This is a genomic window from Arcicella aurantiaca (assembly GCF_003148625.1).
Classification (GTDB): Bacteria; Bacteroidota; Bacteroidia; order Cytophagales; family Spirosomataceae; genus Arcicella; species Arcicella aurantiaca.
In genome coordinates this window covers 1-25,685 of sequence record NZ_QGGO01000022.1, presented here as the reverse complement: position 1 = coordinate 25,685, position 25,685 = coordinate 1, and the positions used below count along the sequence as shown (strand labels likewise).

General features: G+C 36.3%; 21 protein-coding genes. 15 read left to right on the top strand and 6 right to left on the bottom strand.

All coding sequences use genetic code 11. From position 1 onward, the window contains the following. Nucleotides 1-82: 82 nt before the first annotated feature. Nucleotides 83-463 (bottom strand): RidA family protein, encoded by a 381-nt coding sequence (locus LV89_RS17670; RefSeq protein WP_109744252.1) that lies wholly within the window; start codon nt 461-463, stop codon nt 83-85. Between the two features lie 110 nt (nt 464-573). Between LV89_RS17670 and LV89_RS17665 the strand changes: the two genes are divergently transcribed. From LV89_RS17665 to LV89_RS17655, 4 genes are all read left to right on the top strand, one after another. After that, nucleotides 574-1,929 carry a HAMP domain-containing sensor histidine kinase gene (locus LV89_RS17665; protein WP_109744251.1) on the top strand — a complete coding sequence of 452 codons (1,356 nt, stop codon included), beginning with the start codon at nt 574-576 and terminating at the stop codon, nt 1,927-1,929. Nucleotides 1,930-2,077: 148 nt separating this feature from the next. Beyond that, the gene (locus LV89_RS17660) at nt 2,078-2,356 is read left to right on the top strand and encodes a hypothetical protein (RefSeq protein ID WP_109744250.1); all 279 of its coding nucleotides are present in this window, start codon (nt 2,078-2,080) and stop codon (nt 2,354-2,356) included. A gap of 8 nt (nt 2,357-2,364) precedes the next feature. Further along, on the top strand, nt 2,365-2,544 hold the full coding sequence (locus tag LV89_RS24935; RefSeq protein WP_146199198.1) for a hypothetical protein: 180 nt from the start codon (nt 2,365-2,367) through the stop codon (nt 2,542-2,544). Nucleotides 2,545-2,573: 29 nt separating this feature from the next. Beyond that, entirely contained in the window at nt 2,574-3,263 is a 690-nt protein-coding gene (locus tag LV89_RS17655; RefSeq protein WP_109744249.1) for a response regulator transcription factor, read from the top strand. A gap of 58 nt (nt 3,264-3,321) precedes the next feature. Here LV89_RS17655 and LV89_RS17650 read toward each other — a convergent pair whose 3' ends face one another. The 3 genes from LV89_RS17650 to LV89_RS17640 are packed head-to-tail and all read right to left on the bottom strand — an operon-like array spanning nt 3,322 to nt 4,863. Next, nucleotides 3,322-4,008 (bottom strand): Crp/Fnr family transcriptional regulator, encoded by a 687-nt coding sequence (locus LV89_RS17650; protein WP_109744248.1) that lies wholly within the window; start codon nt 4,006-4,008, stop codon nt 3,322-3,324. 1 nt (nt 4,009) lies between these two features. Then, nucleotides 4,010-4,405 (bottom strand): DoxX family protein, encoded by a 396-nt coding sequence (locus LV89_RS17645; RefSeq protein WP_109744247.1) that lies wholly within the window; start codon nt 4,403-4,405, stop codon nt 4,010-4,012. After that, nucleotides 4,402-4,863: a YHS domain-containing (seleno)protein gene (locus LV89_RS17640; RefSeq protein WP_109744246.1), complete on the bottom strand. Its 462-nt coding sequence runs from the start codon at nt 4,861-4,863 to the stop codon at nt 4,402-4,404. The genes LV89_RS17645 and LV89_RS17640 overlap by 4 nt, the downstream gene beginning before the upstream one ends. Nucleotides 4,864-5,035: 172 nt before the next feature. On the opposite strand from LV89_RS17640, the gene LV89_RS17635 reads away from it, so the two are divergent. Further along, complete coding sequence (locus LV89_RS17635) at nt 5,036-5,482, top strand: DoxX family protein (RefSeq protein ID WP_109744312.1); 447 nt, start codon at nt 5,036-5,038, stop codon at nt 5,480-5,482. 126 nt (nt 5,483-5,608) lie between these two features. Here LV89_RS17635 and rpsJ read toward each other — a convergent pair whose 3' ends face one another. Beyond that, nucleotides 5,609-5,914, bottom strand: a complete 306-nt coding sequence (rpsJ, locus tag LV89_RS17630; RefSeq protein ID WP_109744245.1) for a 30S ribosomal protein S10 — start codon at nt 5,912-5,914, stop codon at nt 5,609-5,611. Between the two features lie 541 nt (nt 5,915-6,455). On the opposite strand from rpsJ, the gene rpoB reads away from it, so the two are divergent. The 4 genes from rpoB to ftsA all read left to right on the top strand — a co-directional run bounded on the left by rpoB (nt 6,456) and on the right by ftsA (nt 17,266). Continuing rightward, nucleotides 6,456-10,331 (top strand): DNA-directed RNA polymerase subunit beta, encoded by a 3,876-nt coding sequence (gene rpoB, locus LV89_RS17625; RefSeq protein WP_109744244.1) that lies wholly within the window; start codon nt 6,456-6,458, stop codon nt 10,329-10,331. A gap of 114 nt (nt 10,332-10,445) precedes the next feature. After that, a complete protein-coding gene (rpoC, locus tag LV89_RS17620; protein ID WP_109744243.1) occupies nt 10,446-14,780 on the top strand; it encodes a DNA-directed RNA polymerase subunit beta' in 4,335 nt (1,444 codons plus the stop codon). 278 nt (nt 14,781-15,058) lie between these two features. Continuing rightward, the gene (locus tag LV89_RS17615) at nt 15,059-15,823 is read left to right on the top strand and encodes a cell division protein FtsQ/DivIB (protein WP_109744242.1); all 765 of its coding nucleotides are present in this window, start codon (nt 15,059-15,061) and stop codon (nt 15,821-15,823) included. 63 nt (nt 15,824-15,886) lie between these two features. Continuing rightward, on the top strand, nt 15,887-17,266 hold the full coding sequence (gene ftsA, locus LV89_RS17610) for a cell division protein FtsA (protein WP_109744241.1): 1,380 nt from the start codon (nt 15,887-15,889) through the stop codon (nt 17,264-17,266). A gap of 133 nt (nt 17,267-17,399) precedes the next feature. Here the strand turns inward: ftsA and LV89_RS17605 are convergent, their stop codons facing one another. Continuing rightward, complete coding sequence (locus LV89_RS17605; RefSeq protein ID WP_109744240.1) at nt 17,400-17,819, bottom strand: nucleoside-diphosphate kinase; 420 nt, start codon at nt 17,817-17,819, stop codon at nt 17,400-17,402. A 198-nt stretch (nt 17,820-18,017) separates the two neighbouring features. On the opposite strand from LV89_RS17605, the gene LV89_RS17600 reads away from it, so the two are divergent. The 6 genes from LV89_RS17600 to LV89_RS17575 all read left to right on the top strand — a co-directional run bounded on the left by LV89_RS17600 (nt 18,018) and on the right by LV89_RS17575 (nt 25,401). Next, the gene (locus LV89_RS17600) at nt 18,018-19,043 is read left to right on the top strand and encodes a DHH family phosphoesterase (RefSeq protein WP_109744239.1); all 1,026 of its coding nucleotides are present in this window, start codon (nt 18,018-18,020) and stop codon (nt 19,041-19,043) included. A gap of 81 nt (nt 19,044-19,124) precedes the next feature. Further along, nucleotides 19,125-19,991, top strand: a complete 867-nt coding sequence (locus LV89_RS17595; RefSeq protein ID WP_109744238.1) for an FKBP-type peptidyl-prolyl cis-trans isomerase — start codon at nt 19,125-19,127, stop codon at nt 19,989-19,991. 182 nt (nt 19,992-20,173) lie between these two features. After that, nucleotides 20,174-21,082, top strand: coding sequence for an FKBP-type peptidyl-prolyl cis-trans isomerase (locus LV89_RS17590; protein ID WP_109744237.1), 909 nt, complete (start codon nt 20,174-20,176; stop codon nt 21,080-21,082). 12 nt (nt 21,083-21,094) lie between these two features. Further along, a complete protein-coding gene (locus LV89_RS17585) occupies nt 21,095-21,973 on the top strand; it encodes an FKBP-type peptidyl-prolyl cis-trans isomerase (protein WP_109744236.1) in 879 nt (292 codons plus the stop codon). Nucleotides 21,974-22,036: 63 nt separating this feature from the next. After that, a complete protein-coding gene (locus LV89_RS17580) occupies nt 22,037-22,612 on the top strand; it encodes a non-canonical purine NTP diphosphatase (protein ID WP_310588791.1) in 576 nt (191 codons plus the stop codon). A gap of 215 nt (nt 22,613-22,827) precedes the next feature. Further along, the gene (locus LV89_RS17575) at nt 22,828-25,401 is read left to right on the top strand and encodes a DUF5686 and carboxypeptidase-like regulatory domain-containing protein (protein WP_158279621.1); all 2,574 of its coding nucleotides are present in this window, start codon (nt 22,828-22,830) and stop codon (nt 25,399-25,401) included. Nucleotides 25,402-25,685 lie beyond the last annotated feature (284 nt).

Genomic DNA, 25,685 nt, shown 5'->3' with positions numbered 1-25,685 from the left:
TTTGATGTTTCATAAATGATTGATAATCAAGTTTATGGTATTACTAACACCTAAATCCCAACCCCCAATCCCTACTTATAGCTTAAACAACTGCCGTGAATTCAATTTCTACCAAATAGTCAGGAGAAACCAATTTGCTGATTTCATAAATACCTGTTGTAGGTTTGATGTCTTTGAAAAATGCTCCGTGAGCTTTTGCGATATTATCAAATTGAGCAATATCAGTTGTGAAAATACGAGTTCTTACTACGTCATTTAAACTTGCTCCTGCTTCTTCCAAAACCTTAGCGATACGTTCAATGATGTTATTTGTTTGAGCAAAAGCGTCGTCAGCTTTTACTGTTTCTCCATCAACAATAGCAACTGTTCCCGAAACTTCGATAATATTTCCGATACGTACTGCACGGCAATAGCCCATTTTGTCTTCCCAAGGTGAACCTGTAAGGATATTTTGTCTTGACATTTTCTGTATTTTTTGGTTAAGCCACAAAGATAATCAACAAATAAAAACTCTAAAGAAAATCTAATGCGATAATGCCCAAAAACGTTTCTGCTTTCTCGTAAATTTACATTATGACCATCCGTACCCGAATAACGCTCCTTTTCTTAGGCATTGTTTCTACCTTGCTATTGATTTTTTGTGTGGTGATTTATCTCGAAGGCGAGTTTCACCGTCAGAAAGAATTTGAAACACGTTTGAGAGAAGAAGCCCGAACTTCTGCCGAAATTTTATTTGGAAAAGATGAAATCAGTCCTGATTTATTAAAACTGTTGGATAAAAACCAAATGACAGTTTTAACACAGGAAGAAATTGTCATTTACAATAATAAAAATAAAATTGTCTATGAAAGTGGGACAGATTATTTGACAATTGAATTAGCCACACTTGTTCAGATTCGCCAAGAAAAAGAACTTTCTTTTCAGAAAAAAGACCGAGAAGTATTTGGAATGGTCTTTAATAATGGCAAAGAAGAATTGGTCATTGTGGCTTCTGCTTTAGATAAATACGGATTAAGTGAACAACGTAATTTAGGTTTAACTTTAGCTTTTGGTGGTTTATTAATGCTTTTAATTGTGAGTTATGTTGGTTGGTTTTTTGCAGGAAGAGCGTTGAAACCTATTCAGAATATCATTAAAAAAGTAGATAGCATTGGAGCTTCGCAATTGAATTTGAGATTGGATGAAGGAAATAAAACCGATGAAATTGCCCAACTTTCTCAGCGTTTCAATCGTATGCTCGACCGTATTGAAAAAGCCTTTAAATTACAACGTTCCTTTGTGGCTCATGCCTCGCATGAATTGCGGACTCCACTCACTGCCATTACAGGTCAAATTCAGGTATCACTTTTGGCAGAAGACGACCCACAAGAACTCAAAATGATGATTCAGTCTGTTTTAGATGATGTACAACAATTGAACCGATTGACCAATAATCTTTTAGAAATGACAAGTATTGATTCAGACGATGCTCAAATTAAGTTTTCGTTGGTCAATGTAGCTGAATTAGTTTGGCAAGTACGTGAAGTTTTATTAAAGAAAAGTCCTCATTATCAAATTGTTACAGAACTTGACGAAAACCCTGACCTATTACCCGAAGTAAAAGCGAATGAAGCTCTACTTTATACCGTTCTTTTGAATTTGATAGAAAATGGGGTAAAGTTTTCACCTAAAAATCGAGTAGATATTAGATTTCAAATTACTCAAAAAGAACTCATTTTATCATTTCATAATGATGGTGCTGTGATTCCTGAAAAAGAATTAGGTCTAATTTTTGAGCCATTCCGTCGTGGTTCAAATGCCAGAAATATTAAAGGGCATGGCGTTGGTTTATCATTGACTCAAAAAATTGCCAAGTTACATAATGGTAACGTTTTGGTACAATCTACCGAAAATGAAGGGACGATTTTTACCTTAAAACTTCCCCGATAGGCATAAGGATAAATACTCGTTTTGAATCTAATATCATTCTAATTTCGCTTTAATGCGACGTTAATTTTAGCTAAATAACTTTGTTTCATCAAAAAAGACATCATTGATTTGCCTTTTTTGAGTGTTTGTAATTAAACCTGAAACAATCATGAAAACAGTTATTTTATTCATCAGCATTTTTAATTTTAGCCTATTTTTACAAGAAATTCCCCTTAATGACCCAGGCTATAGTGTTCATAATTATAAACATCCCAATAAAGCTGCTGCGGCTGCCAAAAGGGATTCAACCAAAGGCGTAAGAGTTTCGATTGACGAAACAAGCCGTGATTATAAAAAGATAGCATCAAAGCAAACTGAGAGCGTTTTGAAAATTGAGCAAAAGGAAAGTAATCTAAAAAGAGTAAACTACAAAATGCCTAATAATTAACTAACTTTATGAATACAGCCACCAGAATGTCGCCAATAGAATATGCCAAAATGATTTTAGAAAAAGTAAGCTTTGAACCTAAAATTTTTAAAAAAGAATTGAGAAAAGCTCTCAGAAATTCCTCGAAAAGAGATTTTAAACACTTAATGGATTGGTGTCGAGAACGATTTGGAAAGAAAAAGCAGTAGTTTGATTTAAAATTGCAAAAAACATCAAAATGACAAATAACAAGCATATTTTAGTTGTAGAAGACGAGTTGAAAGTGGCAACCTTCATTAAAAAGGGTTTGCAAACACAATCTTTTGAGGCAACAATTGCCTCAGACGGAGAAGAAGCTATTTCGCTCCTTTCGGAACAAAATTTCGACCTTATTATTCTGGACTTGAACTTGCCTGATATGAGTGGTTTGGATGTTTGTAAACATGTTCGAGAGAGCAATACTCGTGTTCCTATCTTGATGTTGACTGCCTTAGGAACGATGGCGGATAAATTATCAGGTTTTGAAGTAGGAACGGATGATTATATGGTAAAACCATTTGATTTTATGGAGTTGTTGGTACGAGTAAAAGCTCTCTTGAAAAGAACTGAAGAAATTCCTCAGCCAGTTGAAAAATTACAAGTGGCGGATTTAGAATTGGATTTAGACGAAAAAGTAGCCAGAAGAGGAGGGAATGTTGTTGAACTTACCGCCCGTGAATTTAGTCTGTTAGAATATTTGATGAGAAACAAAGGAAAAGTCGTGTCGAAGGTGGATATTGCAGAAAAAGTATGGGACATCAATTTTGATACAGGTACAAATTTCGTGGAGGTTTATATTAATTATTTACGAAATAAAGTAGATAAAAACTTTCCAAATAAATTGATTCATACGGTGGTAGGGATGGGTTATATGTTGAAACATAAGTAATTTGGGTTCTTTTACGATTTATCAGAATTCCGATAAATCGTAAAAGAGTTTTTATGTTTTAAGCCAATTTTGCCACATCATAAATGGTTATTTCATTGCGGTTATAGTCAATCAATCCAACGTTTTTTAATTCATTAAATAACAATGTTACCGTTTGCCGAGTGCTACAAATGAGTCCTGCAATGTCGTTGTGAGTTAAATAATTTTTGATAACGACATCTTTATCTTTTCCGTTTCCTTCTTTCATTGCCCAATCTTTCAGAAATAATGCAAAGCGAGTTTTGACGTCTTTAAACATTAAATTGGCGTAATTATTTGAGATACGTTTAATTCTGAAACCCACCAATTTTGTATAACGAATTGCTAACTGCGGATTTCGTTTCAAGATTTCTTCAAAATCATTAATTCTGAAACTACAAAACACCACTTTGTCTGAAACTGCAACGGCGTATTCATCTTGATTTTCATCTTCAATTTCATCAAAAGTATATTGTCCAAATAAATCCCCTGACCTCAAAACGTCTTTCACCGTTTCATTACCGTCGTTATCGACTCGTACAATTTTTAAAGTTCCACTTTTGATAGTATAAAGGCGTTGTTCTTCGTCATGAGAGAAATATAGAATTTCATTTTTTTTAACCGTTTTAAAACTCGGAATTAAACATAAAGCTCGATTTTCTTCCCGAGATAAAACAGAGAATAATTGATGGTCGTGGAGGTACCAATATTTTGCGTCTTCTTGCATTTTAAGTTAAAAAATAAAATTTTGCTAATATATCACTTTTGCGAATGTAAGCCACCGTCAAACAGCAAGTTAGCGTAATTAATGCTAAGAAAAATAAATAACCGCCATCGCCTGCACTTTCGATTCCCAAAATAATGAGATGTGCCAAAATTGCTCCAGACATTGTACCAATGCCCAAAATTGCCCCAATCCATGCCCAACGAGCATTTAGCAATAAAATAACCGTTATTAATTCCATTATGCCTGCACCATATCTTCCGAATGGCTCAACGCCCAATTTGGTAAAAAGTGCCACACTTTCTGTTGCTCCCGAAAATTTAAAGAAAAGCGTTTGTGCTAAAATGAGGGCTGCTATAATTTGAGCAGCCCACGAAATATAGATTTGTTGATGCTTCATCGTTTGATAAATTTATTCCAGTTAATATCTGCTTTTGATTTCAACGAGTTTTCGTCTTTGTTCCAATCGGTAAGGGTATTGCTGAAAAGTGTGTGATAAAATAAATAGAGTTTGCCATTTACAATTTTGAAAGTTTCGGGGTCAACCTCCACTTTTTCGCCTTTTGAACCCATTGCGTAAGCACACCAACCGCCATATTGAGGCTCGTATTTAGTAGGGTTTTTCTTAAAGGTCTCTAAATTATTGGCATTCAAAAATTGATAAATAATGCCTTCATGTACTACTGAAAACTCCTTTTTGCCTTTTTGTGCTTTCCCCGAAAAATAGCTTGTTGGGTCATAGCCACTAATGGCAATTCCTTTTTCTAATAAAAATTCTTTTTTCCGAAAATTGGCGTCTTGACTAAAACTTGAAAAAGTAAATAATACCAAGAAGGTGAAGTTTAATAATGTTTTCATGTTGTTCTGATTGTTTAACATGACAAAGTTGGCAGATTGTGGCGAAATGAATTGTCGGGAAGATTGCCTTTTAATATAAATATGTTTTCGTAAAAAAGTACAATTTTTGATTGGAAATTTGGTATTTTGTCGTTAAATTCAATTGAAAAATTTAACAAAACTTATTATTACCATGACAGCAATCGAACGCATTGAACATTGGGGCGACGCACATCACCCCGCTTGGCTTGACATCGTAAGAATTGGATTAGGGCTTTTATTGTTTTTCAAAGGAATGAGCTTCATTGGAGATACATCTCAATTATCGGCTCTTACTGAAGGTTTGCATTTTAACGCATGGAGTTATGTTGCGGTACATTACGTAGCATTTGCCCATTTAGTAGGTGGTTTATTGATTACGCTTGGTTGTCTTACTCGACTGGCTTCGGCTTTGCAAGTTCCGATTTTGTTCGTTGCGGTTTTCTTTACCAATATCCGCAATGGTTTCACCGCAGTTAATTCAGAACTTTGGTTGTCTTTAGTAGTATTAGTTTTGTTAATTGTTTTTTGGATAATAGGTTCTGGAAAATTCTCTTTTGATGAATACGTAAGAAATCATCCTGCTTATAAGATGAAGTGATGGAGGAAAGGAGCAGTAAATGGGATAAGTGTATAAAATAAAAAGGTGAAACGTAAATAATCAGGATTTAACTCCTTAATATTTACGCTTCACCTTTTTATCGTTTTAACGTCTAATCAAGGTAAACTACACTTTGATTTCAACGTCAACACCTGAAGGCAATTCTAATTTCATTAACGCATCAACTGTTTTTGGAGAAGATGAGAAAATGTCAATTAAACGCTTGTAAGTACACAATTGGAATTGTTCACGAGCTTTTTTGTTAACGTGTGGAGAACGTAAAACTGTGAATTTCTCAACTTTAGTTGGCAACGGAATAGGACCCGAAACAACAGCACCTGTAGCTTTAACCGCCTTAACGATTTTCTCAGCCGATTTGTCCACCAAAGTGTGGTCAAATGACTTCAATTTAATTCTGATTTTTTGATTCATTGTATTGGTACATTAATTTAATCCAAAAGCGAAAGTACCATTTGCTTCGATTTTGGGACTGCAAAATTAAGAGAAAACCTTGAAAGTTAATAGTTTAGGGATAAAAAAAACAAAAACAAATTTATATAAACCTCCTTTGCGAAAAAATGCTTACTGTATAGCTTCAAACCAGACGGACAATTATCCGAACGAGAAATGATAAAAAAAACGCTCAACTCTTTGAAAATCAAGAAAAAAAGTTGTACTTTTGCAGGCTGATTTGCAACGTTTTTAAAGATAAATCAGTTTATAAAAGGTAATCGTTTCTGAAACACCTCTTTTTTTCGTAGGAAAGAAGCAAAGGGAAACGAAATACTCACTTCTACGAGGCTCTCTTTTTTTGGGTATTTTACCCTGTTATTAGTGATTAGTTACTGGTTATTAGCGTAAGTTTAGAAATAACTGTTTTATCGGTATTTATTTCTAAGTTCAGTGTAATAACTATTAACCAATAACTGATAACCAAATTCAAACTTCAAAACAGTAAAAAGCCTTGACACAGATGACAAACGGGCGGCGTCCCGCAACAGGCAGAATTAATTTTGCCAAAGTCAAAAACTTACTCGAATACCCAGATTTCTTGGATATTCAGGTGAAGTCGTTTCAGGATTTCTTCCAGTTGGAAACCGCAGCCGAAAATCGTACAGATGAAGGTCTTTTCAAAGTATTCGCTGAGAACTTCCCAATTGCGGATTCTCGTGAAAACTTCGTCCTTCACTTTATTGATTATTCTGTTGACCCTCCGAAATACTCAGTTGATGAGTGTATTGACCGTGGATTGACGTACTCAGTGCCTTTAAAAGCAAAGTTACGCCTTATCTGTAACGATACCGACAACGAAGATTTCGAGACCATCGAGCAGGAAGTATTCTTAGGAAATATTCCTTATATGACCGAACGTGGTTCGTTCGTAATCAATGGAGCTGAACGTGTTATTGTATCTCAATTACACCGTTCTCCGGGGGTATTCTTCTCTCAAAGCCGTCACACAAACGGAACAAAATTGTACTCGGCTCGTATCATTCCATTCAAAGGTTCTTGGATTGAATTTGCGACAGACGTAAACAGCGTAATGTACGCTTATATTGACCGTAAGAAGAAGTTTCCAGTAACAACACTTTTACGTGCTATTGGTTATGGTTCTGACAAAGACATTTTGGATTTGTTCGGTCTTTCTGAAGAAATCAAAGCTGACCAAGCTAACTTGAAAAAAGCCGTAGGTCGTCGTTTGGCGGCAAGGGTTTTAAGAACTTGGCAAGAAGACTTCGTAGATGAAGATACAGGTGAAGTAGTTTCTATCGACCGTAACGAGGTATTGATGGAACGTGACTCAACTATCTCTTCTGACGATATCGAGACAATTCTTGATGCTGGTTTAGACACAATCATTCTTCACAAAGAAGATATGAACGTGAATGACTATAACATCATTTATAATACGTTACAAAAAGATTCATCGAACTCAGAGAAAGAAGCCGTTGAGCAAATCTACCGTCAGTTGCGTAACACAGAAGCACCTGATGAGCAAACTGCTCGTGATATTATTCAAAACTTGTTCTTCTCTGACAAACGTTATGACTTAGGTGAAGTTGGTCGTTACCGTATCAACAAAAAATTAGGCCATGATATTCCGATGGAAACAAAAGTTTTAACGAAATCAGATATTATCTCAATCGTTAAATACTTAATCGGACTTATCAACTCAAAAGCGGTTGTCGATGATATTGACCACTTGTCAAACCGTCGTGTTCGTACAGTAGGTGAGCAATTATACGCTCAGTTTGGTGTTGGTTTGGCTCGTATGGCTCGTACCATTAAAGAACGTATGAACGTTCGTGATAACGAAGACTTTAAGCCAGTTGATTTGATTAACGCACGTACCTTATCGTCGGTAATTAACTCATTCTTCGGAACAAACCAGTTATCACAGTTCATGGACCAAACAAACCCATTGGCAGAGATTACGCACAAGCGTCGTCTTTCGGCACTTGGGCCAGGTGGTCTTTCTCGTGAGCGTGCAGGTTTCGAGGTTCGTGACGTTCACTATACGCACTACGGTCGTTTGTGTACGATTGAAACGCCAGAAGGTCCAAACATTGGTTTGATTTCGTCACTTTGTGTTCATGCGAAAATCAACTCAATGGGCTTCATTGAAACACCATATCGTACAGTTGATAATGGTAAAGTTAAAGTTGAAGAAATTACTTATTTAACGGCTGAAGAAGAAGACGGGAAAAACATTGTACAAGCTAATGCTCGTTATGATGAAAACGGTGTTTTCCAAGCAGATAGAGTAAAAGCACGTTTTGAAGGTGACTTCCCTTTAGTTGACCCTAATGAGGCTCAATTAATGGATATTGCACCAAACCAAATTGTATCGGTTGCGGCTTCATTGATTCCTTTCTTAGAACATGATGATGCCAACCGTGCCTTGATGGGTTCAAACATGCAACGTCAAGCAGTACCATTGTTACGTCCAGAAGCTCCAATCGTGGGTACTGGTTTGGAAGCAAGTGTTGCTCTTGACTCTCGTACATTAGTAGTTGCAGAAGCTGATGGTGTTATTGAATATGTGGATTCTATCAAAATCGTAGTAAAATACGATATGTCTCCAGAAGAATATTTAGTAAGTTTTGAAGGAGATACGAAGGAATATCAAATGATTAAATTCCGTCGTACCAACCAAGATACTACTATCAACTTGAAGCCAATCGTTCGTAAAGGTCAGCGTGTTAATAAAGGACAAGCACTTTGTGAAGGTTATGCAACACAACAAGGAGAATTAGCATTAGGTCGTAACATGAAAGTTGCCTTCATGCCTTGGCAAGGATACAACTTTGAAGATGCGATTGTAATTTCTGAGCGTGTAGTACGTGACGATATTTTTACTTCTATTCACATTGAAGAATTTGAATTGGAAGTACGTGATACAAAACGTGGAGAAGAAGAATTAACAGCGGAGATTCCAAACGTAGCTGAAGAAACAGTTAAAAACTTGGATGAAAGCGGTGTAATTCGTGTAGGTTCTGATGTAAAAGAAGGAGACATCTTGATTGGTAAGATTACACCAAAAGGAGAATCTGACCCAACACCAGAAGAAAAACTTCTTCGTGCAATCTTCGGAGATAAAGCAGGTGATGTAAAAGATGCTTCTAAAAAAGCACCTCCATCATTGAAAGGGGTTGTTATTGATACAAAACTTTTCAGCCGTCCTAAGAAAGATAAAGACGAACGTGAGAAAGCCAAAAAAGAAATCGCAGCTTTATCTAAACAACTATCAAAAGACTTAACATCTATCCGTGCGAAGATGATTACGAAAATGGTAGAATTGTTAGATGGCAAAGTTTCAAGCGGTATCAAACACAAATTCGGTACAGTAATTATTGAAGCAGGAACAAAATTCTCATCTCGTAACATCGAGGAGGCTTTATTCCCAGCTAAAAACCTTTACCGTGATGATAGTTCATATAGCGTTCCAGAAGAAGCTAACTTAATTGCTGACTTAATCTTGGAAAATGCTACTGAAGATGCAGATACTAACGTTTTATTATTGCAAATGGTGAAAAACTACAACGTTCGTCGTAACGAAGTAGTAGGTCGCTATAAGCGTGAGAAATTCGTATTGGAAGTAGGAGACGAACTTCCAGCGGGTATCGTGAAATTAGCAAAAGTATATATTGCTAAGAAACGTAAATTGAAAGTAGGTGATAAGATGGCGGGTCGTCACGGTAACAAAGGGGTTGTAGCCCGTATTGTACGTGATGAAGATATGCCATTCTTGGAAGACGGAACACCAATGGACATCGTATTGAACCCACTTGGGGTACCTTCACGTATGAACATCGGTCAGATTTATGAAACCGTATTAGCATGGGCTGGTGAGAAATTGGGTCGTAAGTACGCAACACCAATCTTTGACGGTGCATCATCTACTGAAGTTGCTAAAGAATTAGAAGAAGCAGGTTTACCAGCATGGGGACGTACTTATTTGTACAATGGTTTAACGGGCGATATGTTCGACCAACCAATTACAGTAGGTATTATCTATATGTTGAAACTTGGTCACTTAGTTGATGATAAAATGCACGCCCGTTCAATCGGACCATACTCATTAATTACTCAACAACCATTAGGAGGTAAAGCACAATTCGGTGGTCAGCGTTTTGGAGAGATGGAGGTTTGGGCATTAGAAGCATTTGGTGCAGCTAATATCCTACAAGAAATCTTAACGGTGAAATCTGATGACGTGATTGGTAGAGCAAAAGCCTACGAAGCCATCGTTAAAGGAGAAGCCATGCCAAAACCGGGAATTCCAGAATCATTCAACGTATTGATTCATGAATTAAGAGGTTTAGCTCTTGAAATTACATTAGAGTAATTTCAGTGAACAATTATCAGTAAATATATAAAGTGAAAACAATATTATTTACTGATAATTGACAACTGTTTACTGAAAATATTAGAACCATTTTCAACACAAACAAACACGAAAATGTCATTCAAAAAGAATAGAAAATTAAATAGTGATTTTCAAAAAGTAACCATCTCTTTAGCGTCGCCAGAATCAATCCTTGAAGGCTCGCACGGAGAAGTTACTCAACCCGAAACTATCAATTACCGTACTTACAAGCCTGAAATGGGCGGTTTGTTCTGTGAAAGAATTTTCGGACCAACAAAAGACTGGGAATGTCACTGTGGCAAATACAAGCGTATTCGCTATAAAGGTATCATCTGCGACCGTTGTGGTGTAGAAGTTACCGAGAAAAAAGTACGTCGTGAGCGTATGGGACACATCGAATTAGTTGTGCCTGTTGCCCATATTTGGTACTTCCGTAGCTTACCTAACAAAATTGGTTATTTGTTAGGACTTTCTACGAAAAAACTTGACCAAGTAATTTATTACGAAAGATACGTAGTTGTACAGGCAGGTGTTAAGGCAGAAGACGGTGTGAACAAAATGGACTTCTTAACAGAAGACGAATATTTGGACATCATCGACAAATTGCCTCGTGAAAACCAATTGTTACCAGACGAAGACCCTCAGAAATTCATCGCTAAGATGGGTGCTGAAGCTTTGGATATGTTGTTGAAACGTACTGAATTAGATAACTTATCTTATACATTACGTCACTCGGCTGCAAACGATACTTCTCAACAACGTAAGGCAGAAGCTTTAAAACGTTTGAAAGTAGTTGAAGCATTCCGTGAAGCAGGTACTCGTATTGAGAACAAGCCAGAATGGATGGTTATCAAGATGGTTCCAGTAATTCCACCAGAATTACGTCCGCTTGTACCTTTAGATGGTGGTCGTTTTGCGACTTCGGATTTGAACGACCTTTACCGTCGTGTAATTATCCGTAACAACCGTTTGAAACGTCTTATCGAAATCAAAGCTCCAGAAGTAATCTTACGTAACGAAAAACGTATGTTACAAGAAGCTGTCGATTCATTATTCGATAACTCACGTAAAGTAAATGCGGTTCGTTCAGAAGGTAACCGTGCCTTGAAATCACTTTCAGATATGTTGAAAGGAAAGCAAGGTCGTTTCCGTCAGAACTTATTAGGTAAACGTGTCGATTATTCTGGTCGTTCGGTAATCGTAGTAGGTCCTGAATTGAAAATGCACGAATGTGGTCTTCCAAAAGACATGGCAGCCGAGCTTTTCAAACCATTTGTTATCAGAAAATTGATTGAAAGAGGTATCGTGAAAACGGTAAAATCTGCCAAGAAAATTGTTGATAGAAAAGACCCAGTAGTTTGGGATATTTTGGAAAACGTAATGAAAGGACATCCAGTTCTTCTAAACCGTGCCCCAACACTTCACCGTTTGGGTATCCAAGCATTCCAACCTAAATTAATTGAAGGAAAAGCAATCCAATTGCACCCATTAACTTGTACGGCATTTAACGCCGATTTTGATGGTGACCAGATGGCGGTACACGTACCACTTGGACAAGAAGCAATCTTGGAAGCCTCTTTATTAATGTTGGGTTCACACAACATCTTGAACCCTGCCAATGGTGCTCCTATTACGGTACCATCTCAGGATATGGTTCTTGGTTTATACTACGTAACAAAAGGACGTAGAGATACACCAGAATACAGAGTTCCAGGTGAAGGAATGAAATTCTATGGTTTTGAAGAAGTTGTTATCGGTATGAATGAAGGCGTTGTTTCTAAACACGCAAATATTACCGTAAAAACAAACGTTCGTCAAGAAGATGGTACATTGAAATCTCAAATGGTAGAAACTGTTGCAGGTCGTGTATTATTTAACCTTTGCGTTCCAGAAGAAGTAGGATATATCAATGAATTGTTGACAAAGAAAAAATTACAACAAATCATTGCTCAAGTATTTAAGATTTCAGGTGTAGCTCGTACAGCTAAATTCTTAGATGATATTAAAGAATTAGGTTATCAAATGGCATTCAAAGGCGGTCTTTCAATGGGTCTTGGCGATATTATCGTTCCAGAAGAAAAAGCCGAACTTGTAGTAAAAGCCAAAGCTGATGTTGCTTCGGTAACAGAAAACTATTTGATGGGTTTAATCACAGATAACGAACGTTATAACGCCGTTATTGACATTTGGACAAAGGTAAACTCGAAAATTACGGATACCTTGATGAAACAAATGGAGAATGACAAACAAGGTTTCAATGCCATCTTTATGATGATGCACTCTGGAGCTCGTGGTTCTCGTGAACAGATTCGTCAGTTAGGTGGTATGCGTGGTTTGATGGCAAAACCTCAGAAGAACTTAGCAGGTTCAGTTGGTGAAATCATCGAAAACCCAATCCTTTCTAACTTTAAAGAAGGTCTTGACGTACTTGAATACTTTATCTCAACGCACGGTGCTCGTAAGGGTCTTGCCGATACTGCCTTGAAAACTGCCGATGCGGGTTACTTAACTCGTCGTTTGCATGACGTAGCTCAAGACGTAATTGTTAATGAAGATGACTGTGGTACACTTCGTGGTATCCAGATTGCAGCGTTGAAAGACAACGAAGAAATCATCGAACCATTATCAGAACGTATTTTAGGACGTGTTTCAATCCATGATGTTTATGACCCAGTAACTAATGAGTTATTAATCACAGCAGGAGAAGAAATCACTGAAGAAATGGCTGCAAAAGTAGATGATACAGCGATTGATTCAATTGAAATTCGTTCAGTATTAACTTGCGAAACTCGTAGTGGTGTTTGTGCTAAGTGTTATGGACGTAACCTTTCAACAGGTAGAATGGTAGGTATCGGTGAAGCAGTAGGTGTAATTGCATCTCAGTCAATCGGTGAACCAGGAACACAGCTTACACTTCGTACATTCCACGTTGGGGGTACTGCCCAAAACGTAACTTTAGATGCAGCCATCAAAGCTAAATTTGACGGTATCATCAAGTTTGAAGAAGTTCGTACTGTAGGTTCTATCGACCCAGAAGGAAACGAAGTAGATATCGTGATGGGGCGTTCTGGTGAAGTTCAAATCTTGAATGCTAATAATCCTCAACAAGTATTTATCGCAAATAACGTACCTTATGGTTCTTATTTAAGAGTAAAAGACGGACAGACGATTACGAAAGGAGAAGAAATTTGTGCTTGGGACCCATACAACGCTGTAATCCTTTCAGAAGTTGAAGGTAAAGCTGAATTTGATGCCATCGAAGAAAATATTACTTACAAAGAAGAAGCCGATGAACAAACAGGTCTTCGTGAGAAAGTAATCATTGAATCGAAAGATAAAACGAAAAACCCTACAATCTTAATCAACGTAAAAGGTGCTGACGAACCAGTAGCTTATAACGTACCAGTAGCGGCTCGTTTAGCAGTTGAAAATGGAGCGAAAATTAAACCAGGTCAAATCTTGGCGAAAATTCCACGTGCAGCGGGTAAAACTCGTGACATTACGGGTGGTCTTCCACGTGTAACGGAATTATTCGAAGCTCGTAACCCATCTAACCCTGCGGTTGTATCTGAAATTGACGGTGTAGTAACTTTAGGTGGTATCAAACGTGGTAACCGTGAAATTTATATCCGTGCAAAAGACGGTGCGGAACGTAAATATCTTGTACCATTGTCGAAACACATCCTTGTACAAAACAATGACTTTGTGCGTGCAGGTGTGCCACTTTCAGATGGAGCTATTACGCCTTCAGACATCTTGGCGATTAAAGGACCAACTGCTGTACAAGAGTATTTGGTAAATGAAATCCAAGACGTTTACCGTCTTCAAGGTGTGAAGATTAACGATAAACACATTGAGTCTATCGTTCGTCAAATGATGCAAAAAGTAATTATCGTAGAATCAGGAGATACCATGTTCTTGAACGGACAAAATGTTGATAGATTCTTATTCCGTGAGGAAAACGATAAAATCATGGATAAGAAAGTTGTTACAGACGCTGGTGATTCAGACAAAATGAAAGAAGGTATGATTGTATCTGCTCGTGCATTACGTGATGAAAACTCATCATTGAAACGCCGTGACTTGAAAATCGTACAAGTTCGTGATGCTTCTCCGGCCGTTTCACAACCAAACTTGCAAGGTATCACACAAGCATCTTTAGGTACAGATTCATTCATCTCAGCGGCGTCATTCCAAGAGACAACTAAAGTATTGTCAGAAGCATCAATCCGTGCGAAGGCAGATACATTAGACGGCTTAAAAGAAAACGTAATTGTTGGTCACTTAATCCCTGCGGGAACAGGTGTACGCAAGTATGCAGACTACGTAATTACTTCAAAAGAAGAATTGCAACAAGTAGAAGCAGCCAAAGAAGCCAAAGCAGCCGAGAGAGTAGGAAACTACCGCAAAGCTCGTTGGTCGGTATAGTTATAAATTATGGTTTAGCCATAAAATGTTAAACGAATCAAGCCCTCAGATTCATTTCTGAGGGCTTTTTCATTTTTATATAAAACCATGAAAAACAAGCGTAAAATATAAAGCAAAATAGTCAATACAGGAAATAACTCTATCTTCTCTTCATTTTCCCATTTAATAAAAAATTATAAAGTTTTAGCTATTTTTTTTTAATTTCGTTATAGTTTTGAACAGATTAGGAATTTAGATGAAAAAATATTAGCATCTTTACAGTCCAATCTATTATTTTAATGATTGCTTTGAAATCCTTACTGAAGTTTAAAAAATGGATATGGTTCGTAGTGTTAGCTTGTCTTTCACTCTCTCTGGTGGTTTTTGCAAAAAATATCCACCGTCTTCAGAAGTGCAAAAAAATCAATGTAGAAATCGTAGGTAACAACGAAAACCGCCTAATAACACCCCAAGAAATATATTCACTAATAGCCCCAACCATTGTTGATAGTCCTGAAGGTAAACCATTTGAAAGGATTAACTTCAAGAAAATTGAAAATAGAGTACGAGCTAACAGGCTCGTGAAAAATTGTCAAGTTCACCGTGATTTAAGTGGTGAATTGACAGTAGATATCGAAGAACACACCCCAATCGCAAGAATAGTAAGTAACAATAAACCAGATGATTACGTAACAGAAAGTGGAGAGTTAATAGGAGTGTCACCACACTATACCGTAAGAACCTTATTATTGTCAGGTAGTTATTTTGAACAAAGTCAAAGTCTCAAAGAGCCTAAAAGCAAACCTATAATCGACTTAATTAAGGCGATTAATGAGGACGCTTTTTGGAAAGCACAAATTTCACAATTAGTTGTGGAAAGTGACGGAGGGATAACACTTGTTCCAGAAATTGGTAATCACCAAATTGAATTTGGAATGGGTATTGAAATTGAAGCAAAATTTAAAAAATTAAAAATATTGTATAAAGAAATCCTACCTTCAAAAGGCTGGGATAAGTATAAGAAGATTAGCGTTAAATATAGAAATCAGATTGTGTGTGAATAATAGTGATTAGACTTTAGGGATTGACCCCTACTCTCTAATTTCTAAATTAAAACTACCCCTCCCATGAGTGAAATAATTGTAGGACTTGACATAGGCAGTAAGCAGGTGAATGTCGTAGCGGGCAGACTTGACCATTTGGGCAAGCTGGAAATACTTGGTTTGGGAAAAGCAGATACAACTGGACATGTATCCAAGGGTGTCGTTTTGAATGTCAATAAGACAATTGAGGCTGTTCAATCCGCCATTGAACAAGTCGAAAATCAAGCAAATATTCATATTAGAGGTGTCTTTGCAAGCGTTGCAGGGCCTAATATTCATAGTATAAAACATCGTTCTATTATCACTCGCCAAACAGAAGGTGAAGAAGTAACCGTAACCGATGTTGACCAAGTAGCAAATGACGCTAAACGCACCTTTATTTCTAAAGGCAATGCCATAGTACATACGCTTCCACAAGAGTATTTTGTAGATTCAATTGGGAATATTTATGACCCTGTTGGAATTAGTGGACTAAAGTTACAGTGTGACTTTATGATGATTACGTCGCCACAAGTTGAATTTGACAAAACTAAAAGATGTATTGAGAGTGCCAAAGGAAAGATGGAAATAGAAGGAGGATTGGTATTTTCTCCTTTAGCAGCGTCTTTGGCTGTACTGACACCCCAAGAGAAGAAAGGCGGCGTGTGTTTGGTAGATATTGGTAGTGGGATGACTGAAATAGTTATTTTTCATAAAGGAATTGTTCGTCATATTGCAGTATTACCATTTGCGGGAGATTCCATCACGGCAGATATTGAACAAGGATGTGGTATTTCAACAGAACACGCAGAACAACTAAAAATAAAATTTGGTTGTGCCGTTGCAGATGAAATTCCAGTAGAAGAAGTTGTATCAATACCAGGTATTAATGGGCGTAAAACAAAGACAATTTCAATTAAGAATATCGGAATTATCATAGAAGAACGCTTAAAAGAAATTATAGCTTTAGTAGAGGCTGAAATTAGTCGTTGTGGATACGGAAATCGTTTGAACTTCGGAATAGTTTTGACAGGTGGAAGTGTACAAATGTCTTATATCGATGAACTATTTGAGCGTGTAACAGGACGTGATGTAAGAATTGGTCACCCAAATGAAAATTTAGGAAAAACCCTTACCGAAGAAATCAAGAATCCAACCTATGCTACGGCTGTCGGTTTGGTTTGGAAAGGATTAAAAGATATTGATGAACGAGAAGATGTTTACAAAGAATTGCGTAAAGATGCTCCACCAATTATCGTTCCTTTACCAGTTGCTCCAGTAGTAAGCAATGGAAACACGGGCAAAAAAGAAACAGAATCGAAAAAAACAGGCTGGAGTCTTTTGGGAAGTATTAAAAAAGTGGCAGGAAAATTAATTGGAGAAGATTTAGGTGATTCAGACGCTTACGACAAAGATAAAGCGTAAACAGATTTCAGTAAACAGTTATCAATTATCAGTAAATTATAAATTGATTATTGAACTTCAATTCAAGAAATCATCTTTTAAACTGATAACTGATAACTGATAACTGATAACTGATAACTGATAACTGATAAAATTAAAACTGCTCTAAACCTGCAAAGAAAAATGAGCTTTCAATTGCTGCATTTTCATCAGAATCTGAACCATGAATAGCATTTGCACTCATTGATTTAGCAAATAATTTACGGATAGTTCCTTCATCAGCTTTAGTTGGGTCAGTTGCACCAATTAACTTACGGAAATCAGCCACTGCATTTTCTTTCTCCAAAATCATAGGAACAATCGCTCCAGAAGACATATATTCACATAAATCAGCGTAAAATGGTCTTTCAGCATGAACTGCATAAAATTCTCCTGCACGAGTTTGTGTTAATAATGCTTTTTTCATCGCCACGATTCGGAAGCCTGCCTCCTCAATCATTTTAATAATTGCCCCAGAGTTACCGTCAGCCACTGCGTCAGGTTTAATCATCGTGAATGTTCTGTTAGTTGCCATGCGATAGGTCTTTAAGTGATAATTCAATTTTTTTTACAAAATTACGCAACCTAAACTGTTTTAGAAACGTTACCGTCTTTTTTATGAAGATTTCTGCCTAACTTTGTCCTTCATTTTTTGGTTTTAGATTATTAGTTTAATTTCATTCAGTATATTCTAAATGTAATCAGCTATTAATTGCAACCGCTATCAAAACAAATGCAAAATCTGGAAGCCTTTCGTGAGTTAATTAGCACGCCCCGAAACATTGTCATCACAACTCATTTTAAACCTGATGCAGATGCACTGGGTTCATCATTGGGTTTGGCTGGGTATCTTAAAAAGAAAGGACATAAAGTTACCGTAATTACCCCGTCTGACTATCCGAAGTTTATTGCTTGGATGGCTGGAAATGAAGAGGTTATTAATTACGAAGATTATCGTCTTCGAGGTAAAACAAATCATGCTATTGCCCATGCAGATATTATTTTTTGCCTCGACTTCTCGGTTTTGGCACGCATAGAGTCAATGGCTGAGCCAGTGAGACAATCTAAAGCGATAAAAGTAATGATTGACCATCATACTTTTCCAGAAGATTTTGCTCAATTTGTTTATCATGACATTAAAGCAGCAGCAACGGCTCAACTTATATTTCAATTGATAGAATTATTGGGAGATAAAGACTTGTTGGATGTTGAAATTTGTGAGTGTCTTTACGCAGGAATTATGACAGATACAGGGTCATTCCGCCATCCAAGCACTACGCCAGCGGTGCATCGTATTGCGGCAGATATTATGGAGTTGGGCGTAAATACCAATCTGATTCATCGGCGTATTTATGATAGTTCGACAATGGAACGAATGAAGTTTTTAGGATATGTGTTATCTGAAAAATTAGTAGTCCTTCCTCAATACCGAGTGGCGTATTTTACCGTAACTGCAGAAGAGCTAAAAAGATTTAATTCACAAACAGGAGATACCGAAGGAATTGTAAACTACGGTTTACAAATTGAAGGCGTTGTGATGTCTGTAATAATTGTGGATAGACCCGAAGCTGTGAAAATGTCATTCCGTTCGGTAGAAGAATTTGCGGTGAATCAAATCGCCTCAAAACATTTTAGTGGAGGTGGACATAAAAATGCCTCAGGCGGAAAAACCACAGGTATTGGGCTTGAAGCAACCGTTGAAAAATTATTAAGTATTTTACCCGAATATCAAGAAAGTCTTTTGGCGGTGAAGAGTTAGTTATTGGTTCTCAATGCCTAATAACCAGTGACCGATAACAGATAACCAGTAATAAACAACTAACGAATAAAAAACAAAAAAATGTTAAAAAAACTAAGTGTAGTAATGCTTGCTGCCAGTGCATTGGTGGGCTGTAACCAAAATCGTGTTGAAGTAAAAGAGGGTGTGAAAATCCAAATTCATAGCCATGACGATAAAGCTAAAAAATTAAAGGAAGGTGATATTGTATCTTTTTTAATCCGTATTAAAACATCATCAGATTCACTTCTTCAAGAATCAATTGATGTAACAAAACCTGCTCGTGACATGGTTCAACCTGTTGGACAAGCTGGATATAAAGGTTCATTACAAGATGGTTTACGTTTATTATCAGTTGGAGATAGTGCAACAATTTATGTACCCGTAGATTCAATCGCTAAAGCAGGTGGTCAATTACCTCCATTCTTGAAAAAAGGTACAGATATTAAATATTCAATCAAAATCTTGAAAGTACAGTCAAAAGCTGAATTTGAGAAAGATATGGCAGCTGAGCAAGCAAAAGCAAAAGTAGAATCTGATGCTCGTAAAGCTCAATTACCACAATTGATTGCTGATTATGTGAAGAAAACAGGCTTAACATTCAAGACTACTGCATCAGGCTTACAATATACAGTTGCACAAGAAGGAACAGGTAATAGCCCTAAAAATGGAGATGTTTGTAAATGTAACTATGTAGGTAAATTCTTAGACGGAAAAATCTTCGACCAAAACAAAGGAATTGATATGCCAATTGGTGGAATGATTCCGGGTTTCAACGAAGCATTGATGTTGATGAAAAAAGGTGGAAAAGCAACATTCGTGATTCCTCCAGCTATTGGTTACGGAGAACAAGGTGGTGGACCAATTCCGGGTAATACTCCTTTAGTATTTGAAGTTGAATTGTTGGATTTCAAACCAGCTGGACAATAATTTTATAGGGTTAGATTAATGGCTTTGGAGCTTAGTTATTTCATAATAATTGAAAAAACTCCTTGTCTATAATCTAATCCTTTTCTTTTTAACAGTTTTTAACGCCAATATTCGCAATCAAATTCGTTATTTTGCGTTTTATATAGAAACTAAAATTATGTCTCTGATATTGAGATAATATAATGAAAATCAGATTATTACAAAGTTTAGCGTTAGGAGTATTAATTTACTCGTTGAGTTCTTGTCTGTCAAAAGTTGTTTTGGAAGATGACCTTATTGTACAACAAAATGAGGCTAAAATTCAGCAGTATATCAGTAGCCAAAAACTGACCATGCAAAAGGCTACTAATGGAGTTTATTATGCTATCACAAAGTCGAATCCTACAGGAAGACAAATGATTTATGGAGATACAATACGTTTGCATTATGTTATAAAATCATTGACGGATAGTGTAATTGCAAGTTCGTCGGTTGCTAAAAATCAACCATTTGTGTTTTTTCATAATGGTTCAAATACGAATATATTTCTGAAAATGTTGCTACTAATGAAAGAGGGAGAACAAGCAACCTTTATTTTGCCTTCAGAATTGGCAGGAGGAAGTCAAAGTTTTTCTAATTTACCTGCAAACTCACCAGTAAGATGTGATATTACATTTTTCAAAACGTATGGAGAAGAGCAAAATATTGATGCTTACGTTGCACAAAATAAAATTAATGTAACGGAGAAAGTAGAGGCTGTGAGTACAACAACGGGTTATACAAACTATGTGCGTTATATCAGAGTAAAAGACGGAGCGGCAGATTTAGTGACAGGTAAAGTAGCAAAATTAAAATACACAGGAAGACTTTTGAACGGTTACGTTTTTGATAGCAATGTAAACAAAACTGATTCGTTAAACTATACAGTAGGAGGTTCAAACTCATTTGTACAAGGTTTTTTAATTGGTGTTGCCAAAATGAGACTTGGAGAAAAAGCAACCATTATTTTCCCATCAGGACTGGGCTATGGAAGAACAGGAAGTGGTAGTAAAGTGCCGGGGGAATCACCTCTAATTTTTGATATTGAAATTGTAGCTTTGAAAGATAAATAAACACAGCAAATTATGAACAAAAGTATCATTTATATATTTTTAATAAGTATCGTTGGATTTTTGAGTTCTTGTGGAGTTGAAAGTACATTGCCAAGTACAGAAGTTTCGGAGGAAACATTAGCTAAAATTACAGCTTATGGTGCAGCACAAGGAATAACTTTTACAAAATCACCAGAATCAATATTTTATAAGATTACGACGTCGAACCCAGCAGGAAGAGCCCCTCAATTTAATGAATATGTGAAAGTTCATTATGTATTTACTAAATTAGATGGAACAGTTTTAGACAGTACAGCTCTAAATCGTAAAATACCATTAACACTTTTATACTCATCGTCTTCGACTACATTGCCCAATTATGGAGTTTCGTTCATGAAAGAAGGAGAATCAGCAGTGTTTGTTTTCCCATCCATATCAACATCAACAACCACTATTGAGCCTGTTGCCATGAAAATAACTATGTTGTCAACACGTAATGAAACAGAGCAAATAGATGAATATGTAAAAACAAATTTTGCAGGTTTACCAGTTAAAAAGACAGTTTCTGGTTTGAATTATTTATTGACAAAAACAAGTGCATCAGGAGATACTGCTAAAACAGGAAAAACAGCAACCGTAGCTTATACAGGTAAATTTTTGTACCAATATAAATCATCAGATTCAAATGGATTCCCGATTTATACAGATAAATTTGACTCAGGAAGCCTTTCACTCCTTATTGGTGGTGGTGGATATGTAGCAGGTTTTGAAGAAGCAATAAAACTGATGAAAGTTGGGGATAAAGGAACATTTATATTTCCATCATCATTAGGATACGGAACTGCTGGAAAAAGCACCATTCCGGGATATACACCGCTATTGTTTGAAATAGAGGTTACAGCAGTAAAATAAAAATATTTTTTAGAGTCAAATCAAGCCTTTTCTGTACAGAGAAGGCTTTTTTCCGTTTTAAATATGAAAATAACACTATGTTTCGCAACCAATAACGCTCATAAATTAGAAGAAATTCAAGCTATTTGGGGTGATAGTTTTAATTTGTTGAGTCTAAAAGATATTAATTGTAATGAAGAATTGCCAGAGACGGGAAATACTTTAGAAGCCAATTCATTACAAAAAGCACAGTATTTATACGACCATTATCAGGTAAATTGCTTTGCAGATGATTCAGGCTTAGAAGTAAATGCTTTGAATAGAGAACCCGGAGTTTATTCGGCACGTTATGCAGGAGAACAACGTAGCCATGCGGATAATATGAATTTACTATTAAAGAATTTAGTAGGAAAGTCTGACCGCTCTGCACAATTCAGAACCGTAATAACACTCATTCAAGATGGAAAAATAAGCCAATTTGAAGGAGCAATAGAAGGGCAAATTATTGAAGAACAACGAGGAACGGATGGTTTTGGTTATGACCCAATTTTTATGCCAGAGGGCTTTGATAGAACATTTGCGGAAATGTCATTAGAAGAAAAAGGGAAAATTTCTCATCGAGCAAAGGCATTCGAGAAATTAATGAACTTTTTAAAATAGTTTCTCTGTAAAAGAGGTAAAAAAGGGGAAGGTGTCCTAAAAAATGTTCAAACTTTACTGAAACTGGATTTTATAATGGTGTGTTATATTAAAGCCATAGGGGATAAGTGTAGATAAGTTGTCAGATAAGTACGACCAAATTGCAAAGTATGGCGAAAGCTATTATCTTCGATATAGAAAAAGCCCAATTGCTTAACAAACTCTTCAATATTATAATGATTCAACATAAATTAATTAAACTACTGATATTCTGTATAGTCGTTTTTACACACCAAGCAATTTTTGCCCAATATACGATTACAGGACGAATCACGGACGCTAAAAATGGCGACCCACTACCTTTTGCATCGGTTGGTTTAAAAGGACTAAATGTAGGAGCTCAAACAAATTTTGATGGTGTTTATACAATCAAAACTAAATTCCTTTCTGACTCTATTTATGTAAGTACAGTCAATTATAAGAAGAAATCTAAAGCCATTAATAAAACTGTTACGGCACAGACAATCGATTTTCAGATGCAAGCAGAAGCAAAATCCTTGGATGAAGTAGTTGTTTATTCTGGAGAAAATCCCGCTTTTAAAATTTTAAGAAGACTTCGTGAAAATGCAGAAAAGAATGACCGTAAACGTTTGACCGCATTTGAGTATGATTCATATTCAAAAATGGAATTAGACGTTGACAATATTTCCGATAAGTTTAAGGAAAAAAAAATCATGAAGCAAATTCAAGGAGCAATTGAAAAGTTTGAAAAAATTGCTGGTGAAGATGGAAAGGCTGTTATTCCAACATTTATTTCTGAGACACTTTCAAAATTTTATTTTCGAGAAACGCCAAATCGTAAAAAAGAGGTTGTTTTAAAAAATAATATTAAAGGAGTGGGTGTAAAAGAAGGAAGTTTTATATCTCAATTGGTGGGCGGAAACATATTTGCTAACTATAATTTTTATGATAATTTCGTTCCTTTTTTGGGTAAAGATATTATTTCGCCAGTTGGAAATAACTGGAAAGGGACTTATGCGTGGTATATTTCAGATACGACAGATGTGGACGGTCATATTTGTTATGGAATGGAATTTGACCCTAAAAATGATAAAGATTTAGTATTTGTAGGAAAAGCATATATCGACACCACTTCGTATGCCCTTGTGCAAATAGACGCAACCATCGGAAAGCAAGCCAATATCAACTTTATCGATAAAATTAAAATATCACAAGAGTTAGAGAAAACAGAAGAAGGGGCTTGGTTACCCGCTAAAACCCGTTTTTTGATTGATATTGCAGAGATTTCTAAAAACTCCGCAGGTATGTTATTGAAAATGTATATTTCCAATAAAAATTTTGTAATCAATCAGCCAAGAGATTTACCTTTTTATGATATTCCCGTTGAAGTTGCAGAAGATTCTAAAGAACCAGACCCTAATTTTTGGTTAAATGCACGTCATGAATCACTTTCGGCACAAGATATTCTTGCTGCAAAATTGATTGATACCGTAAGAAATGTACCAATTGTAAAAACATACGTTGAAATTGCCGAAATTATAGCAAGCGGTTACAAACGTTTTGGAAATAAGTTTGCCGTAGGGCCTTATATAAATCTTTTTGCTGTAAATTCCGAAGAAGGTCTTCGTACACGTTTTGGCTTTAAAACCTTAGCTGGTTTTGATAAAAAATGGATACTAAAAGGTTGGCTTGGATTTGGTACCAAAGATTTAGTTTTTAAATATGGCGGAGAAATGGATTATATCTTGTCTCGTCGTCATTGGACTGTTGCTGGAATTAAACACAGCTATGACCTTGAACGGATAGGGTTAACCCCTGAATTGATAGGAGACAACAAGATTTTCTACGCATTTACTCGTTGGGGGCGTTTCACGGGAGCGTATTATCGCCGAGAAAGTGAAATCTTTTTGAAGACAGAGCCAACCAAAGGAATTTCCTTTAATATAGCATTTACTACTCGAAATTTCGACCCATTATTTAATTTTCAGTTTAGAACTCAGCCAGAATTAGGTCCCAAATCTCCATCATTAGATGGTTATGACGATAGTTTCATTACAGTAGAAGCAAGATATGCTAAAAATGAAACCTTTTTAATGGACGGCAACGAGCGAATCTCTTTGGGTGCCAAAAGAATTCCCGTAATTTCCATTGTATATCAACACGGAATGAAAGGAGTATTGGGTAGCAATTTTAATTATCAACGCATCACCGCAAAAATATATCAGTCATTTCGTGTAGGCTCATTTGGTCGTTCAGACTATACTGTTCAAGCAGGTTATATTCCTTCCGAATTACCTGCTCCACTCTTATTTCCACATTTGGGAAATCAGACCTTGTTTTACAATAGAGCCGCTTTCAATACGATGCACTTTTTTGAATTTGTGAGTGACAAATTTGTGTCTTTAAATTACAATCACAATTTCGAGGGATTACTATTCAACCGCATTCCTGCCATTAGGCAATTGAAATGGCGTTTGATAGCATCAGCCAATGTGTTATTCGGTAGTCAACGTCAAGATAATCTTGACTTAATGAAAGAAGCGATACCTGTAATTAACCCAAGACGAACCTTTGATAAAGATGGAAATCCCATCATTCGTCCAAGATATAATTTCTCGGCTCTTGAACCCAACATTCCATACGTAGAAGTTGGGTACGGCATCGACAATATCTTTAAAATATTTAGGTTACAAGCATTTCATCGCTTAACCTATCTTGACCATAAAGCTCCTAATGGAGATTTACCACAATCTTTTGCATTAAAAGCTTCTGTACATTTTTCTTTCTAAGAAAAATATAATAGCTTTACAAAATTCTCCTTCTCTTGCATGTATTAATAACAGGTATGAGGGGGAGTTTTTTTTGTGGATTCTATTTAAAATAACTGTTTAAGTAATATACCCTTTTTTCTAATGAAAAATAGTTCTGTGGAGCTTTCTCTTATTGTTGTGAAATACTTATATAAAGTATATCTGTATTTAGATAACATTAATGTTTCTTGTTTCCCAGAGAGTAACGACATTTCTTGTTTCCCAAAGCGTAACCACATTTTGTGTTTTAGATTCTGATAAAT

Coding starts and splice junctions, on each gene's coding strand:
- LV89_RS17635 (WP_109744312.1), top strand. CDS start 5,036: ATGACAGCAATCGAACGCATTGAACATTGGGGCGACGCACATCACCCC.
- LV89_RS17600 (WP_109744239.1), top strand. CDS start 18,018: ATGCAAAATCTGGAAGCCTTTCGTGAGTTAATTAGCACGCCCCGAAAC.
- LV89_RS17605 (WP_109744240.1), bottom strand. CDS start 17,819: ATGGCAACTAACAGAACATTCACGATGATTAAACCTGACGCAGTGGCT.
- LV89_RS17590 (WP_109744237.1), top strand. CDS start 20,174: ATGAAAATCAGATTATTACAAAGTTTAGCGTTAGGAGTATTAATTTAC.
- LV89_RS17580 (WP_310588791.1), top strand. CDS start 22,037: ATGAAAATAACACTATGTTTCGCAACCAATAACGCTCATAAATTAGAA.
- rpsJ (WP_109744245.1), bottom strand. CDS start 5,914: ATGAATCAAAAAATCAGAATTAAATTGAAGTCATTTGACCACACTTTG.
- LV89_RS17665 (WP_109744251.1), top strand. CDS start 574: ATGACCATCCGTACCCGAATAACGCTCCTTTTCTTAGGCATTGTTTCT.
- LV89_RS17645 (WP_109744247.1), bottom strand. CDS start 4,405: ATGAAGCATCAACAAATCTATATTTCGTGGGCTGCTCAAATTATAGCA.
- rpoC (WP_109744243.1), top strand. CDS start 10,446: ATGTCATTCAAAAAGAATAGAAAATTAAATAGTGATTTTCAAAAAGTA.
- LV89_RS17595 (WP_109744238.1), top strand. CDS start 19,125: ATGTTAAAAAAACTAAGTGTAGTAATGCTTGCTGCCAGTGCATTGGTG.
- LV89_RS17585 (WP_109744236.1), top strand. CDS start 21,095: ATGAACAAAAGTATCATTTATATATTTTTAATAAGTATCGTTGGATTT.
- ftsA (WP_109744241.1), top strand. CDS start 15,887: ATGAGTGAAATAATTGTAGGACTTGACATAGGCAGTAAGCAGGTGAAT.
- LV89_RS24935 (WP_146199198.1), top strand. CDS start 2,365: ATGAATACAGCCACCAGAATGTCGCCAATAGAATATGCCAAAATGATT.
- LV89_RS17575 (WP_158279621.1), top strand. CDS start 22,828: ATGATTCAACATAAATTAATTAAACTACTGATATTCTGTATAGTCGTT.
- LV89_RS17650 (WP_109744248.1), bottom strand. CDS start 4,008: ATGCAAGAAGACGCAAAATATTGGTACCTCCACGACCATCAATTATTC.
- LV89_RS17615 (WP_109744242.1), top strand. CDS start 15,059: ATGATTGCTTTGAAATCCTTACTGAAGTTTAAAAAATGGATATGGTTC.
- rpoB (WP_109744244.1), top strand. CDS start 6,456: ATGACAAACGGGCGGCGTCCCGCAACAGGCAGAATTAATTTTGCCAAA.
- LV89_RS17655 (WP_109744249.1), top strand. CDS start 2,574: ATGACAAATAACAAGCATATTTTAGTTGTAGAAGACGAGTTGAAAGTG.
- LV89_RS17640 (WP_109744246.1), bottom strand. CDS start 4,863: ATGAAAACATTATTAAACTTCACCTTCTTGGTATTATTTACTTTTTCA.
- LV89_RS17670 (WP_109744252.1), bottom strand. CDS start 463: ATGTCAAGACAAAATATCCTTACAGGTTCACCTTGGGAAGACAAAATG.
- LV89_RS17660 (WP_109744250.1), top strand. CDS start 2,078: ATGAAAACAGTTATTTTATTCATCAGCATTTTTAATTTTAGCCTATTT.